This is a genomic window from Paracoccus tegillarcae (assembly GCF_002847305.1).
Lineage (GTDB): Bacteria > Pseudomonadota > Alphaproteobacteria > Rhodobacterales > Rhodobacteraceae > Paracoccus > Paracoccus tegillarcae.
This window is the reverse complement of the sequence record NZ_CP025408.1, coordinates 2,102,337-2,116,836: the sequence shown is the minus strand read 5'-3', so window position 1 is coordinate 2,116,836 and position 14,500 is coordinate 2,102,337. Positions and strand designations below refer to the sequence as shown.

15 protein-coding genes are annotated in these 14,500 nt (G+C 65.5%); 4 read left to right on the top strand and 11 right to left on the bottom strand.

Annotated elements, in window-relative coordinates:
• Window positions 1-66: 66 nt before the first annotated feature.
• The 4 genes from rpmB to meaB form a co-directional block, all read right to left on the bottom strand.
• Complete coding sequence (gene rpmB, locus CUV01_RS10340; RefSeq protein ID WP_101460401.1) at window positions 67-366, bottom strand: 50S ribosomal protein L28; 300 nt, start codon at window positions 364-366, stop codon at window positions 67-69.
• Window positions 367-489: 123 nt separating this feature from the next.
• Window positions 490-1,224 carry an isocitrate lyase/PEP mutase family protein gene (locus CUV01_RS10335; RefSeq protein ID WP_101460400.1) on the bottom strand — a complete coding sequence of 245 codons (735 nt, stop codon included), beginning with the start codon at window positions 1,222-1,224 and terminating at the stop codon, window positions 490-492.
• Window positions 1,221-2,294, bottom strand: coding sequence for a bifunctional transcriptional activator/DNA repair enzyme AdaA (locus CUV01_RS10330; RefSeq protein ID WP_232962188.1), 1,074 nt, complete (start codon window positions 2,292-2,294; stop codon window positions 1,221-1,223). Before CUV01_RS10330 ends, CUV01_RS10335 begins: the two co-directional genes overlap by 4 nt.
• A gap of 147 nt (window positions 2,295-2,441) precedes the next feature.
• A complete protein-coding gene (meaB, locus tag CUV01_RS10325) occupies window positions 2,442-3,404 on the bottom strand; it encodes a methylmalonyl Co-A mutase-associated GTPase MeaB (protein ID WP_101460399.1) in 963 nt (320 codons plus the stop codon).
• Window positions 3,405-3,754: 350 nt separating this feature from the next.
• Here meaB and CUV01_RS10320 point away from each other — a divergent pair, with 350 nt between their 5' ends.
• From CUV01_RS10320 to CUV01_RS10305, 4 genes are all read left to right on the top strand, one after another.
• Window positions 3,755-4,153 carry a thioredoxin domain-containing protein gene (locus CUV01_RS10320; protein WP_232962187.1) on the top strand — a complete coding sequence of 133 codons (399 nt, stop codon included), beginning with the start codon at window positions 3,755-3,757 and terminating at the stop codon, window positions 4,151-4,153.
• Complete coding sequence (locus CUV01_RS10315) at window positions 4,150-4,500, top strand: ArsR/SmtB family transcription factor (RefSeq protein ID WP_101460398.1); 351 nt, start codon at window positions 4,150-4,152, stop codon at window positions 4,498-4,500. Before CUV01_RS10320 ends, CUV01_RS10315 begins: the two co-directional genes overlap by 4 nt.
• A gap of 135 nt (window positions 4,501-4,635) precedes the next feature.
• A complete protein-coding gene (gene serS, locus CUV01_RS10310; protein ID WP_101460397.1) occupies window positions 4,636-5,928 on the top strand; it encodes a serine--tRNA ligase in 1,293 nt (430 codons plus the stop codon).
• Between the two features lie 72 nt (window positions 5,929-6,000).
• Complete coding sequence (locus tag CUV01_RS10305; protein ID WP_157994830.1) at window positions 6,001-6,891, top strand: hypothetical protein; 891 nt, start codon at window positions 6,001-6,003, stop codon at window positions 6,889-6,891.
• On the opposite strand, the gene der is transcribed toward CUV01_RS10305, so the two are convergent.
• The 7 genes from der to CUV01_RS10270 form a co-directional block, all read right to left on the bottom strand.
• Window positions 6,888-8,372 carry a ribosome biogenesis GTPase Der gene (gene der, locus CUV01_RS10300; RefSeq protein ID WP_101460395.1) on the bottom strand — a complete coding sequence of 495 codons (1,485 nt, stop codon included), beginning with the start codon at window positions 8,370-8,372 and terminating at the stop codon, window positions 6,888-6,890. The genes CUV01_RS10305 and der overlap by 4 nt on opposite strands.
• Window positions 8,369-9,712: an outer membrane protein assembly factor BamB family protein gene (locus CUV01_RS10295; RefSeq protein ID WP_101460394.1), complete on the bottom strand. Its 1,344-nt coding sequence runs from the start codon at window positions 9,710-9,712 to the stop codon at window positions 8,369-8,371. The genes der and CUV01_RS10295 overlap by 4 nt, the downstream gene beginning before the upstream one ends.
• Before the next feature lie 87 nt (window positions 9,713-9,799).
• Window positions 9,800-10,474 (bottom strand): tetratricopeptide repeat protein, encoded by a 675-nt coding sequence (locus CUV01_RS10290; RefSeq protein WP_101460393.1) that lies wholly within the window; start codon window positions 10,472-10,474, stop codon window positions 9,800-9,802.
• 87 nt (window positions 10,475-10,561) lie between these two features.
• The gene (locus CUV01_RS10285) at window positions 10,562-11,557 is read right to left on the bottom strand and encodes a metallophosphoesterase (RefSeq protein WP_101460392.1); all 996 of its coding nucleotides are present in this window, start codon (window positions 11,555-11,557) and stop codon (window positions 10,562-10,564) included.
• Window positions 11,554-12,441, bottom strand: coding sequence for a metallophosphoesterase (locus tag CUV01_RS10280; protein ID WP_101460391.1), 888 nt, complete (start codon window positions 12,439-12,441; stop codon window positions 11,554-11,556). Before CUV01_RS10280 ends, CUV01_RS10285 begins: the two co-directional genes overlap by 4 nt.
• Window positions 12,442-13,041 carry a superoxide dismutase gene (locus CUV01_RS10275; protein ID WP_101460390.1) on the bottom strand — a complete coding sequence of 200 codons (600 nt, stop codon included), beginning with the start codon at window positions 13,039-13,041 and terminating at the stop codon, window positions 12,442-12,444.
• 173 nt (window positions 13,042-13,214) lie between these two features.
• Window positions 13,215-14,369 (bottom strand): WD40/YVTN/BNR-like repeat-containing protein, encoded by a 1,155-nt coding sequence (locus CUV01_RS10270; RefSeq protein ID WP_101460389.1) that lies wholly within the window; start codon window positions 14,367-14,369, stop codon window positions 13,215-13,217.
• Window positions 14,370-14,500: the final 131 nt, after the last annotated feature.

Genomic DNA, 14,500 nt, shown 5'->3' with positions numbered 1-14,500 from the left:
GAATCACAAACGCAAAAGCCCCGCCAGATCCCGGCGGGGCGCAGTGCCGTCAGCGAATGCGGCCAATCAGGCCTGCAGTTCAGCCGGGCCGTCTTTCTTGGCGATCTCGCGCTTGATCTTCAGCGCGCGGGTCGACAGTTCGTCGTCCTTCGCCTTGGCCAGAAACTCGTCCAGACCGCCACGGTGATCGACCGAGCGCAAAGCCGCTGCCGAGATCCGCAGCGAATAGGTCTTGCCCATCTTTTCCGAGGTCAGCGAGACATCGTTCAGGTTTGGCAGAAACCGACGCCGGGTGCGGTTATTGGCGTGGCTGACATTGTTGCCGGTCATCGGGCCTTTGCCGGTCAGTTCGCAGACGCGCGACATGGTATCATCCTTCGTTGCAGCTGTCGGGCGACACGATCGGCGGGCCGCCCCAATGTGAAGGGGCGCCGCGAGGCAGCGCCCGGAAATTCGTTTGCGGGTGATTACTGCCTCGGACAGAGGGCGTCAAGCCCCGTTTGGCACCAGATCGCTGTAGGCGCTGGCCACTCCTGCCATCGCGTCGCGCCAGGGAAACGGACCATAGCTGATACGGGCCACGCCAAGCCCGGCCAGAGTGGCGATATCGGGACCTGCGGGCAGGTGCATGATGTTCACCGGCAGCGTGCAATCACGGCACAAGGCCTTGATCAGCGCCGGATCGGACAGGCCGGGCGCAAAGAATCCGTCCGCACCGGCTGCGGCATAGATGCCCGCGCGGTCCAGTGCTTCGGCCAGCAACCCCTCATGCGCGTCGGCCGGGTTTTGCAGGAACAGATCGGTTCGCGCATTGATGAACAGGTCGGTCGCCTGCCGCACCGCCGTCACCAGGGCTGCATGCTCCGGGGCAGAGCGAATGCCGTTTTCGGGCGGGATGCCATCTTCCAGATTGATCCCCGCGACCCCCAACGCGGCCAGGCGTTTGGCATTCGCGGCGACGCCCTCGGGGCTGTCGGCAAAGCCTGCCTCGAAATCGACCGATAGCGGCAGATCCGAGACGGCGCGGATACGTTCGACCACGCTGAGCAGTTGGTCGAAAGGCATCTGTTGCCCGTCGTCATAGCCAAGCGCACCGGCGACCGAGGCGCTGCCTGTGGCCAGCGCAACCGCCCCTGCCCCGGCCACGGCGCGCGCCGAACCGGCGTCCCATATGTTGAACAGGATCAACGGGTTGCCAGACTGATGAAGGGATGAAAAACTCATGCTGCTGCCCCGTAGCTGCGTTCGATTTCTATCAGTCGCTGCTTGCGCCACAAGCCGCCGGCATAGCCGGTCAAGGTCCCGTCGGCGCCGATGACGCGGTGGCAGGGAATGACGATGGCGATGCGGTTGCCGGCATTGGCGTTGGCCACGGCGCGGGTGGCGGCGGGCTTGCCGATCTGGTCGGCCAGCGCCGCATAGCTGCGGGTTTCGCCTGCCGGAATGGCGCGCAAACCCTGCCAGACACGCTGCTGGAAATCGGTGCCATGCAGGTGCAGGTCCAGATCGAAGCGGGCGCGGTGACCGGCGAAAAACTCGGTCAGTTGCGATTCGACGCGGTCGGTCAGGGCGGTGCGGCCCAGCCCGATCCGCCCGCCGACAAGGCCGGACAACCGCTGCAGACCCTGCGGCAGGGCCTTGCGATCGGTGAATTCCAGCAGGTGCAACGCGCTGTCATCGGTGATGGCGATCATGCCGCCAAGCGGGGTTTCGATCCAGTCGGCGCGCAGGTCCGAGGCACCGCGCATCGCGTGCGGCGGGTGGCCGAACAGGCGGGCAAAGGCGGACCGGAAACCAGAGGCCGAAACAAAGCCCGCATCAAGTTGTGCGTCGATCATGGCGGTTCCTTTCGTCATGGATTTCAAGCCGCTGCGCAGCCGCGCGACGCGAGCGATTTCCAGGAATGTCTGGCCGAAATGGCGCTTGAAGGCGCGACGGATGGTCGAAGGGTCATGGCCCAGAGCCACCAGATCAGCCTCGCTCCACCGGCGTTCCGGGTCGGCGTTCAACGCGCCGATCAGGGCCGCGATCGCGGCGTGGCCCTCGGCCTCGGGTCCGGTCGGGTGGCACCGGCGACAGGGGCGGAAACCGGCGGCGGCGGCATCGGCGGGGCTGGCGAACCAGCGGCAGTTTTCGGGGCGCGGTTTGCGGGCCGGGCAGGTCAGGCGGCAGAAGATGCCGGTGGTGGTGACGCCGACATAGGCGCGGCCATCATAGGCCGGATCGCGGGCGGTCAGAGCGTCATAGAGCGCGCCGGGTTCGGGCAGGTCAAACATGGCTTGGTCCTTGGTCATCTGCCTTTATGTCTAGGTGATTCGTCTGGATGCAGGGCCGCAGGATCGGGCGTTTATTTCGGCTATCACACCCCATGCACTGCCCGGACACAAGGCGTGCACAGCGGGTGCACAGGCTGTACACAGGCAGCGCACGGTCGTTGCGCGTCAGGTCTTGAGCCAATCCAGCATCTGTTTTGCCGCCGCGCCGGGCACGGTATCCCCTGCGGCCACGTCACGCCCAAGCTGTTCCAGACGGTCCCGCGCCTCGGGGGTCTCGAGGCGCGCCAATAGCCCCGTGCGCACTTCGGCCAGAAACCAGTGCTGCGCCTGCCGCGCGCGGGTTGCCTCGAAATGGCCGTACTCGCGGCGCCATGCGGTCAGGGCCTGCATGTCATCCCAGGCCTCTTGCAGGCCAGTGCCGGCAACCGCCGAGACCGGCAGGGCCTTGGGAAACCCGTCGGGATCTTGCGGGCGCTTGCGCAGCAGGCGCAGGGCGCCGGCGTAATCGGCCACGGTGCGGCGTGCGGTGGGCAGCAGATCGCCGTCGGCCTTGTTGACCAGAATGATGTCCGCCATTTCCATGATGCCGCGCTTGACCCCCTGCAATTCGTCGCCACCCGCCGGGGCCAGCAGCAGGACGAACAGATCCGCCATCTCGGCCACCAGCGTTTCGGATTGGCCGACGCCGACCGTCTCGATCAGGATCAGGTCAAAGCCCGCTGCTTCGCAGAGCCGGATGGCCTCGCGGGTGCGGCGGGCGACGCCGCCCAGTTCGGCGCGCGAGGGCGAGGGGCGGATAAAGGCTTTGGGATTGCGCGACAGCGTTTCCATCCGGGTCTTGTCGCCCAGGATCGAGCCGCCGGAGCGTGTGGATGAGGGATCGACCGCCAGCACCGCGACCTTGAGGCCCTGTTCGGTCAGCATCGTTCCGAAGGTCTCGATAAAGGTCGATTTGCCGACACCGGGCGTGCCTGACATGCCGATGCGCAGGGCGTGGCCGTCCGGCAGGCTGGCCAGCAATGCCACAGCGCGTTCGCGGTGGTCTGCGCGGGTGGATTCGATCAGGGTGATCGCACGCGACAGGGCGCGGCGGCTGCCTTGGGTCAAGGGTGTCAGCAGTTCGTCCATACGGCCCCGTCACAAGCGGGGGCTGACTGCCCCACACCCCCGTGGATATTTGGGTAAAGAAGAAAAGCCAAGACGGGGCTGGCGCGGGCCCGGGAATTTGATGGATATGCGCGATCGCGACGCGCGACCTTCCGCCACATCATGCTGGCCCACGACGTGGGATAAGAACGGGCATATTCAACGGCTTGGGCCTGTTCGCGCGGCTGTGCGGGACAGCTGGCCATGCGCAGGCGGCGCGGCGGCCCAGCACTGCTTGCGGCGCGGATGCTGCAGCCATATACGAAACGCGGCACTGAGCCTGCCAATGCGGAGAATTGCGGATGCGGCCTGCACGGCGCATGTTCTGTTTGATGGTCCTCGCCGCTGCGTCTGGCGCGCAGTCGGGCAGGCCCGCGCAGGCCCAGCAATCGGCTGGGACCGCCCCTGACTGGCAGGCACAGCCACTGCGGCTGATGATGGTCGAAGAGCGAGGTTGCATCTATTGCGCCAGATGGGATGCCGAGATCGGGCCGGGCTTTGCCGGCAGCGCCGAGGGGCGGACGGCGCCATTGATGCGGGTGGATATCGACGGCCCCTGGCCTGACGGGATCGTTTTGGCATCGCGGCCGGTTCTGACACCCACCTTTATCCTGCTGGACAAGGGCGTCGAGCTGGACCGGATCGAAGGCTATGTGGGCGCGGCGTATTTCTATCCGGTTCTGGCCGAGATGATGATGAACGCGGGTCTGACAACGGGGCCGGGCAAATGAAGGATCTGCACTGTGGCGCGGCCGCTGACCCCGGCGACATGGCGGCATCCGGTCCGGACCGGTCGGTGACCGCGGGCGTCGCCGAGGCTGCCGGTTTTCTCAGGGCGCTGGCCCATGAAGGCCGCATGATGATCCTGTTCCATCTGGTCAGCGGCGAACGCACGGTCGGCGAGCTGGAAGGCCTGCTGGGCCGGCCTCAGGCTGCGGTCAGCCAGCAATTGGCCAGATTGCGCGCCGCCGGGCTGGTCACCTGCCGCAGCGACGGCCCGGTGCGTTGTTATCGGGTGGCCGATCCGCGCGCGATGGAGATGCTGGGGCTGATCGACCGGCAGTTCTGCGCCAGCTGAACCGCTGTCAGCGGGTGCTGGCGGTCGTCTGGCGCTGCGGTGGCGGGATATTTTCGCGCCGATGACAGGGCCGGGCTTTTGTCACCCGGCGGCTTAGGCTATGTCCGGGCGGCAACCGATACGAGGGCCGGACCCATGCATGATATTCGCGCCATTCGCGAGAACCCCGAAGCCTTTGACGCGGCGCTTGCGCGGCGTGGACTGGATGCAATGTCGCCGCAGATCCTTGCGCTGGATGCCGAACGCCGGTCGCGCATTGCCGAAGCCGAGGCGGCGCAGGCCGAGCAGAACAGCGCCAGCAAAGAGGTGGGCGCGGCCAAGGCGCGCGGCGACGACGCCGAATTCGAGCGTCTGCGCGCGCTGGTTGCCGAGAAAAAGGGCGCGATTGCGCAAAAGCAGACCGAGGCGGGCGAGTTGGACCAGCAGCTGCGCGATCTGCTGATGGGCATCCCGAACCTGCCGCTGGACAGCGTTCCCGATGGCGCGGATGAGGATGACAATGTCGAAATCCGCCGGTGGGGCGAGCCACGCGGCTTTGATTTCGCCCCGGCCGAGCATTTCGAGATCGCCGGCGTCATACCCGGCATGGATTTCGAAACCGCCGCCAAGCTGTCGGGCAGCCGCTTTGTGGTGCTGAAGGGCGGCGTCGCGCGCATCCATCGCGCGCTGGCGCAGTTCATGCTGGATCTGCATGTCGAAGAGCATGGCTTGCAGGAAACCTGGTGCCCGGTGCTGGTCGTCGAGGAGATGATGGTCGGTACAAGCCAATTGCCGAAATTCGGTGAGGACAGCTATCAGACCCGCGAGGGCTGGTGGCTGATCCCGACCTCGGAGGTGACGTTGACCAACACCGTCCATGGCGATCTGGTTGACCATGCCACCCTGCCCCGCCGGATGACAGCGCATAGCCAGTGTTTCCGCTCGGAAGCCGGCAGTGCGGGTCGCGATACGTCGGGGATGCTGCGCCAGCACCAGTTCGAGAAGGTCGAGATGGTGTCGATCACCGATGCCGTGACGGGATTGGACGAACACGCCCGGATGACGCGCTGCGCAGAGGCCGTGCTGGAGGCGCTGGAGCTGCCTTACCGCACGGTGGTGCTATGCGCGGGCGATATGGGGTTTGGCGCACGGATCACCCATGATCTGGAGGTCTGGCTGCCCGGTCAGGACAAGTACCGCGAGATCAGCAGTGTCAGCTATTGCGGTGATTTTCAGGCGCGCCGGATGAATGCGCGTTATCGCCCGGAAGGCGGCGGCAAGCCGGAATTCGTGCATGCGCTGAACGGATCGGGGCTGGCCGTGGGGCGGGCATTGATCGCGGTGCTGGAAAATGGCCAGCAGGCCGATGGTTCGGTCGAGCTGCCAGCGGCGCTGCATCCCTATCTGCGCGGCAAGACAAGATTGACCTCGGAGGGCGTTCTGGCCTGAGGCAAGATCGCCTTGTATCGTTTTCTTGACCAAGGGCTCGCAACCCAGCCGCGCCGATATGCGTTTTGTTACATGGTACGCAGTGGAGCGATCTTGATGGTGGGCGCGGTGGGGATCTTTGTCTCCAGCAGCCTGTTCTATGCCATCAGCGCCGGACCCCGTGCGGTTCCTCTGCCCCTGGTGGCCTCGGAGTCGCAATTGGCGGCGATGACACAGCTGGCGGTGCCGGGCCTGCCCAGTGCCGCGATGGTGCCGGTGGCTGGCCGGCTGGATCTGTATAACCCGTTCCTGCGACCTGATAATCTGATGCTCTGGTCGTTGCTGATCGCGGTCTGGTTCGCGCTGATCCTGCATGCGGTCACCGTGCTGCGCCAGCAGCATCGGTTCGAGCGGGCCGGTGCTGTCGCTGTGGTCAACGCCTTGCCGGGGATGCCCGATACAGGGCCGCCCACAGCCCAAGAGATCGCCGCGCGCCACCGCCATGACAACCGTCCCTCAGAGCATGCCCCGCTGGCGCTGGCGCTGGTGTTGGGGGCGATCTGGCCCTGGATCATTCATCAGCATCAGGCGGTGGGTTTTGTGATGGCGCTGGCGATGCTGTCGCTGGCGCTGGCCGCCGCGATCCGGGGGCAGCGCGATGGGCCAGCGATCCGGCGCAGACAGACGGTCGGCTTTTTCGGCGGCTGGGCAACGGCTGTCACCTATGCCGCCTTTGCCAGTTTGCTGAACAATTATCTGGGCATTCCGGCGATTGCGGCGACGGTCACGGCGATGCTGCTTTGCGCCTCGGCCGGCGTGATCACCCAGCTCAGGCTGGGCGGTGTCTTCAGCTATTCGGTCGCGGTCATCTGGTCGCTGGTCGGGCTGGCGCTGGTCACGATGTCGGCGGACGCCACCATTGCCATGGTGGCGATCATCGGCATCTCGGCGATGGCCATTGTTCTGGTCCGTGCCGCCAGCTAGCTGCTTTTGGGTTTTTGCCGGTGCTTGTGCTTGCTGAGCGCGCCCGACTGATTAATCTTCTGCGCCTTGAAGCGATAGGGGTTCTGATCGCCCTGATCGCGGAACATCAGGCGAATCGGCGTGCCGGGCATGTCGAAATCGGTCCGCAGCCCGTTCACCAGATAACGCTGATAGCTGGTGGGCAGCTTGTCGGTATGGGTGGCCTTGACGATAAAGGCCGGCGGCCGCGTCCTGACCTGGGTCATGTAGCGCAGCTTGATCCGACGCCCACCGGGCGCGGGGGGCGGGTGAGCCTCGGTCATGGCCGACAGCCAGCGGTTCAGATGCGCGGTCGAGACGCGGCGGTTCCACACCTCATGCGCCTTCACCACGGCGTTGTGCAGCCGGTCCAGCCCCTTGCCCGTGCGCGCCGAAACGGTGACCAGCGGCGCACCCTTGAGCTGCGGCAGCAGGCGTTCAAAGCTTTCGCGCAGTTCTTTCAGCTTTTCGGGCTTTTCTTCTTCCAGATCCCATTTGTTCGCGGCGACGACCACGGCGCGGCCCTCGGTTTCCGCGAAATCGGCGATGCGCAGGTCCTGTTGCTCGAACGGAATGGCCACGTCCAGCAAGACCACGACGACCTCGGCGAATTTCACCGCGCGCAGGCCATCGGCGACGGAAAGTTTTTCCACCTTGTCCGTGACCTTGGCGCGTTTGCGCATTCCGGCGGTGTCGAAGATGCGCATGGGCGTGCCCATGAACTCGGTCGTCACCGAAATCGAATCGCGGGTGATGCCGGCCTCGGGGCCGGTCAGCAGGCGGTCCTGGCCGATGATCTTGTTGATCAGCGTGGATTTGCCCGCATTCGGGCGACCGATGACGGCCAGTTGCAGCGGACGCGCCTCGGAGGGGCGCCATTCCTCGGCGCCCTCGCCCGATTCGGCATCCTCTTCGGACAGATTGACGTCGAATTCCGGCTCTATCGGGGCGGGGCGTTCGGCCTCGACCTGATCGGCCAGGGGCATCAGCACGCGGTAGAGGTCGTCCATGCCTTCGCCGTGCTCGGCCGAAATGCGCAATGGCTCGCCCAGACCCAGGGCATAGGCCTCGAGTGCGCCCGATTCGCCCGCGCGGCCTTCGGCCTTGTTGGCGGCGACGATGACATGTTTGGCGCGTTTGCGCAGGATATCGGCGAAATATTCATCCGCTGCCGTCACCCCGGCGCGGGCATCGACGACAAACAGGCAGATATCGGCCTCGTCCACGGCGCGTTCGGTCAGGCGGCGCATGCGGCCCTGCAGGCTGTCATCCTCGGCCATTTCCAGGCCGGCACTATCGATCACGATGAAACGCAGATCGCCAAGACGGCCCGCGCCTTCGCGCAGGTCGCGGGTGACGCCGGGCTGGTCATCGACCAGCGCCAGACGCTTGCCAACCAGCCGGTTGAACAGGGTCGATTTGCCGACATTCGGACGGCCTACGATGGCGAGGGTAAAGCTCATCTGAAGGCGTGCAATTGGCCGCTGCGCGACACGACATACAGCGTTTGACCCGCGACGACCGGCGCGGCAGCCGCACCGCCGGGGATCTGGGCCTGACCGACCAGCGCGCCGGTCGAGGGGTTGAACATGCGCAGCAGGCCATCGGACGAGGCCACCACCAGACGTCCGCCCGCAAGGATCGGCCCGTAATGGGCGTGCACGGTTTCCTGACGCTTGACGCGGCTGTCGGTGTAATAGGGCAGATCGACCTTCCAGATCTCGCCGCCAGTCGCCGCGTCGATGCGGACCAGACTGGAGGCGTCATTCACCGCAAATACCGAACCGCCGACTGGCACGACCGGCGAATTGGCGCCCTCGCGTGCGGACCAGTTTTCTATGCCCGTTGCCGTGTCGATGGCGCTGATCCGGCCAGACGAGGTGCCGGCATAGACCGTGCCGCCGGCGATCACCGGATCGCCGGTCACGTCGCGCACATTGGCGATGGCGCGGCCCACGCGGATGCCTGCGACCTGTGCGGTCCAGTTGCTGAGGCCGCTTTGGGTGTCAGCCGCCAGCAATTGCCCCGAGGGGAACGGAAAGACGACGGTATTGCCGGAAACGGCGGGCGAGGCCACGCCCATGACGCTGGATGACGAGGTGTTGCCCGAGGTTTCCCACAGCACCCTGCCATCCTCGGCGCGCACGGCATAGCCGGTCGAATTGCGGGCGGCCACATAGACCACGCCGTTCTGCACGGCAGGTCCGCCGCCGATAGAGGCATTCACCCGCTGACGCCACAGCAGCCCGCCGGTGCGTGCGTCCAGCGCGACCAGTTCGCCGTAGCCGGTGGTGATAAAGACGCGCCCGGCCTCGTACGAGACGCCACCGCCCGAGGCGCTGTCGCCGGTTTCGGTCGTGGGTTTGACATCGGTTGACCAGACGCGGCCACCGGCGACCGAGGTCGCGGTGACGCGGGCGCGGCTGTCCAGCGTAAAGACCATGCCTGCGGCGACGATCGGGTCTGCGGTGATCCGGTGCCGGCGATCATCGCCCTGGCCGATATCCGCGCTCCAGATGCGGCTGGTGCCGGCGCCCAGGGCGACATGGCCGGGCATCTGTTCGGCATTGCCGGCGCGGTGCGTCCAATCGGCATTGCCGCGCATGGGCGGCAAGGCGATGGCGGTGGCCGCCACGCGCGCGGGCGTGACCACGGCGGGACCATCGGGGGAATTTACGGCCATCGGGTCCAGCCGCTGACCGGGCAGGATATATTCCCGCTCGATGCAGGCAGAGAGCAGCAGCGTCGCGGCCAGTGACAGGGTAAGAACGCCGACCTTGGGTTTGCGCGTCGTGGTGGTCATCCTGGACTTCCCTCTTTCCCTGATCAGCCGGATCATCAGTGCCGGTCTGGCTATTCTATTGGACCCCCGGCCCGCCCTGTCTTGCGATCAGTTGGTGGCGGGGGTCGTGTCTGTCGGTTCGGGCTCGACACCCATGGCGATCATCATCTCGGACAGGCGGCGACGCAAGCCTTCGCTCAGCCCATCCTTTTGCTGGATCTGCCGGATCAGCGCCACGGCGTCCTCGTTGCGGCCCGCGCCGACCAGCGCCACGGCCTGTTGTTCCAGTGCCAGCAGCTCGAACGGCGCGCCCGGTTGGGCCAGCGGTGTCAGGATCTGGTCGCGCTGCATCGGGTCCATATCGGGGCCCAGCACCATCACCTGCTTGAGCCGTGCAAGGTCGCGCAGGACGGTATCGTCATCGCCAAGTGCCGCTGCCGCCACGTCCAGCTGTTCGCCCGCCTGATCGCCCTGATCGGCGGCGGCCAGCGCATTGGCCTGCAACAGGCTCGCCAGCGCGTCCTGGCTGGCGGTTGATCCCTCGATCTGGCCCAGAGCCGCAGCAGGATCGCCTGCCGCTTCGGCGGCGACGATGGAATCACCGAACTCCTGCGCGGCGCTGTTGGCTTGTGCGATGCTGTATTCGCGCCATGCCGCGCCGATCACGATGGCCAGAATCAGCGCAATCGCGATCCAGCCATAGCGGCGGAACAGGCCAAAGAGCCGGTCGCGGCGAAGATCCTCGGTCACTTCGTCGATAAAGCTGTCATTTTCATTGGCCATCGCCGCATTTCCGTCATTTGCCTAGCGGAAATGCTCTTACACGGTGATGGCCGGTTTTGCCAATGGCAAGCTGTCGTGAGCGGCGTGTCAGTTTTCGGGGCCGGTCTCCATCTTGCCCTGATCGCGCAGATCGTCAAAGCGCTCTCGGGCTTCGGCGGCCTCTTCGTCGGCACCGGGCGAAGGCGGCGCCAGATCGACCACGGTGATTTCGGGCGGCACACCAAGCCGCATCGGCAGGACCGAGCAGCCGATCCCGCCCGAGACGACCAGCACCCGGCCATCGTCGTCGTCATAGCGGCCCCAGGACCATTTCTCGTTATCCGAGGCCATGATCAGCGGCGCACCGCCCCCGATGCGGACCTGCCCGCCATGCGTATGCCCCGACAGGGTCAGCGACACGCGGCGCCGGGCCTTGCCCAGATGGTCGAAAAGATCGGGCTCATGGGCCAGCAGCACCACCGGCGCGTCATCGGTCACATCATCCAGCGCCAGGTCCAGATCGTCCATGCCGACACTGTCCGGCCCCTCGTCAAAGGGGCGCTGTTCGCCCACGCCGGCCAGCCAGAAACCGTCCTGACCGCCAATGCGCACGGATTTGTTGTCGAGAACGGGGATGCCGGCGCGTTCCAGTTCAAGCTCGGCCTCGATCGGGCCCTGACGGCGTGCCTGCGCCTCTTTGTCCTGCCACCAGTCATGATTGCCGACCACAGCCCAGTTCCCGCCCGGCGCGTCCAGGGCGGTCAGACGTGCGATGATCTCACGCTTGCCGGTGCCACCAAGGGTAAAGGGATGCGCGGCGCTGAAATCGCCCAGCAGGATGCCCACATCGGGTTGCAGCGAATTGGCCCGGTCGACGATTCGGCTGACCCGGTTCAGGCTGATATGCGGCCAGCCGGCATGAAGATCGCTGATGATCACAAGACGTTGCGGGCGACGGCCGCGCCATTCGGGCAGTTCGACCCGCCAGCGCACGACGCGCAGCATCATCGCGGGTTCCCACCACAGCGCATAGGCAGCCAACCCGGCCAAACCAGCCAGACCCAGGCTGGGCAGAATGCTTTTGCGTCTTGATGGTGGTTTCATGCTGTCCCCGTAATCTCGATCAAGGTTATCTCGGGCGTGACCCCCAGCCGCACGGGCGCTATCGAACAACCGATGCCCCCCGATACGACCAGATCGCGCCCCTGTTCTTTAACATGGCCATAGGCGTATCGGTTCCCATAGCGCGACGGGACCACCGGCGACCAGCCGAATAATCGCACCTGTCCGCCATGAGTATGACCCGAGAGCGTCAGCGCGATGCGGTCTGGCACCTGCGGAAAGATGTCAGGCTCATGCGCCAGCAGGATGGCGGGCGCGCCATCCGCGCCGATCTGGGCCATGGTGCCCGCCAGATCGTCCAGCCCGATCAGCCCGCGCGCGCCGCCGAGAATCGCCAGTTGATCCTCAAGCCCGGCCAGCCAGATCTGATCCAGCCGGATTGCGCGGTTGGACAGGACCGGGATGCCGTTTTCCTCTAGCGCGGTGGCATAGAGATTAGGTCCGCCGCCGCGCTTTTGGGCGGCCCGGTCGTCCCACCAGTCATGATTGCCGAGAATCGCGAAAACGCCCTGCGGCGCGGTCAGCCGAGCAAGGCGCGGTGCGACATCGGCAATCGCCAGCGGCTTGGTGATGAAGCGATGCCCCGCCGCGTAATCGCCCAAGAGGACGATCAGGTCGGGTTTCAGCGCATTGGTGCGGGCGACGATCTTTTCCACGCGCCGCAGGGTCACGAAGGGCTCGCCCACATGCAGATCGGCGATGACCGCGATGCGCAGGGGCGCCGCCGTCCAGTCGTCGCGGGTGATGCGGTGACGTTTGACCCGCAGGCGCAGGGCCGGTTCGATGAAGAACGCCCAGGCCGATACGAAAAGGCCTGCCAGGAACAGTCCCAGCAGGCCCCGCAGAACAGTGCGTCTGGTCGGCATTTACATGCGCGAGGCGACGTTTTCCCAATTGACCAGCTTGTCGAGGAAGTTGGTCAGATAGGCCGGACGCTTGTTGCGGAAGTCGATGTAATAGCTGTGTTCCCACACATCGCAGCCCAGCAGCGCGGTCTGGCCGTAGCACAGCGGGTTGACGCCGTTTTCGGTCTTGGTGACCTTGAGGCTGCCATCCTTGTCCTTCACCAGCCAGGCCCAGCCCGAACCGAACTGACCGCCGCCGGCGGCGCTGAATTCTTCCTTGAATTTGGCGACCGAGCCAAAGGCGTCGTTCAGGGCTTTTTCCACCTCGCCCGGCATTGCATTGGCCTCACCGGACATCATTTCCCAGAACTGGCTGTGGTTCCAATGCTGGCTGGCATTGTTGAAGATGCCATTCTGCGCAACCGCACCGTCCTTGAAATTGCCGGTGACGATTTCCTCGAGCGATTTATCGGCCCATTCGGTGCCGTCAATCGCCTTGTTGAGGTTGTCTACATAGGCCTTGTGGTGAATATCGTGATGATATTCCAGCGTTTCCTTGGACATGCCAGCCGAGGCAAGTGCGTCGTGGGCATAGGGAAGATCGGGAAGCTTAAAAGCCATTTTCCTGTCCTTTCAGTGGGATTTCGCAGTGTCGGGCGCAAAGTCCCGCATTCGGCAGATCAACGCAAGGGCCGAAGCGCGGTTCCATTTGGGGGCTGCAGAAATGGCCGTCTGCACCCTTTGGACGATGCCGGCGCGCGCTGCCTGCGGGGTTTTTGGCCGACAGAGCAGGCTCAGGCGCGGTCGAGCACCTCGACGGACAGGATCGTGGGCAGGTGGCGGGCGATCTCGGACCAGTGGTTGCCTTCATCGCGCGTGGCAAAGACAGAGCCGCTATTGGTGCCGAAATAGACGCCTGCCGGATCGCGGCGGTCACCGGCCATCGCCTGTCGCAGCACGGTAAAGTAGCATGCGGCCTGGGGCAGCCCGTCACGCTGCGCCTGCCAGCTTTGCCCGCCGTCGGACGAGCGCCAGACGGCAGCGGCGGCATCCGGTGGAAAGCGGCCGATGCTGTCGCCGTTCAGCGGCAGGGTCCAGAGCGTTTGCGGGTCACGCGGGTGGACATGGATGGGAAAGCCGAAGGTCGAGGGCAGACCCTCGGTGATGTCCTCCCAACTGCGGCCGCCATCGGGGGATCGCCAGACGCCGTGGTGATTTTGCTGATAGAGCAACTGCCCATCGCCCGGCGCGCGCACCAGGTTGTGCACGCAATGGCCGACCTCTCCGTCGCGGGGGGCGGCGGGGTGGTGATGGTGACCGCAGCTTTCCGCGTTGGAGAGGCGGTTGCGGCGCGTCCAGGTCTGGCCGCTATCGTCGGTCTGGAACACGCCGGCGGCGGAAATGCCGATCCACAGGCGCGCCGGATCGGTCGGATCGCCGACGATGGTGTGCAGGACCAGCCCGGCGGCACCGGGGTTCCAGCTATCGAATGAGGGGTGATCGGTCAGGCCGTCGAGGCGTTCAAAGCTGTCGCCGCGATCCTGGCTGACCAGCAATCGTGCCGGTTTCGTGCCGGCATAAAGCCGCCCATCCACAAGGCCCAGTGACCAGATCTGCTGGAACTCGTCCGTGAACGGCAGGGGTTCATCGGTCCAGCCGATCATCTGCGCGAAATCGGCGTCATCCGCCGCCCAATCGTCCATCATGCCTTTGCTGAGCCGGGTCAGCGCCCAGCTTTTGCCGCCGTCATCGGATCGCCAGATGCCCGCGCCATGCCAATCGCCGCCGCCGCCGGCCCAGATCGTGCCGCTGGCCGGATCGCCGATGATGTGATTGATGGGCCAGCCATCGCAATAGGGTCCGCTGACGCGCCAATCGCTGCGATCCGCGTCGCCCGAGACCAGAAACGCGCCCTTGGTCGTTCCCACGAGGATGCTCAGTTCAGCCATGTCCTACCCCTTTTCGGTCGGGGCAGCGTAGCATTTTGTGCGGCGGCGACCTAGCCTGCTTGCGGCGGGGTGGGCGTCGCATCCGCATCAATCAGCAGGCGCAACCGGGCGCGCGGCCACCATCAGGCAGC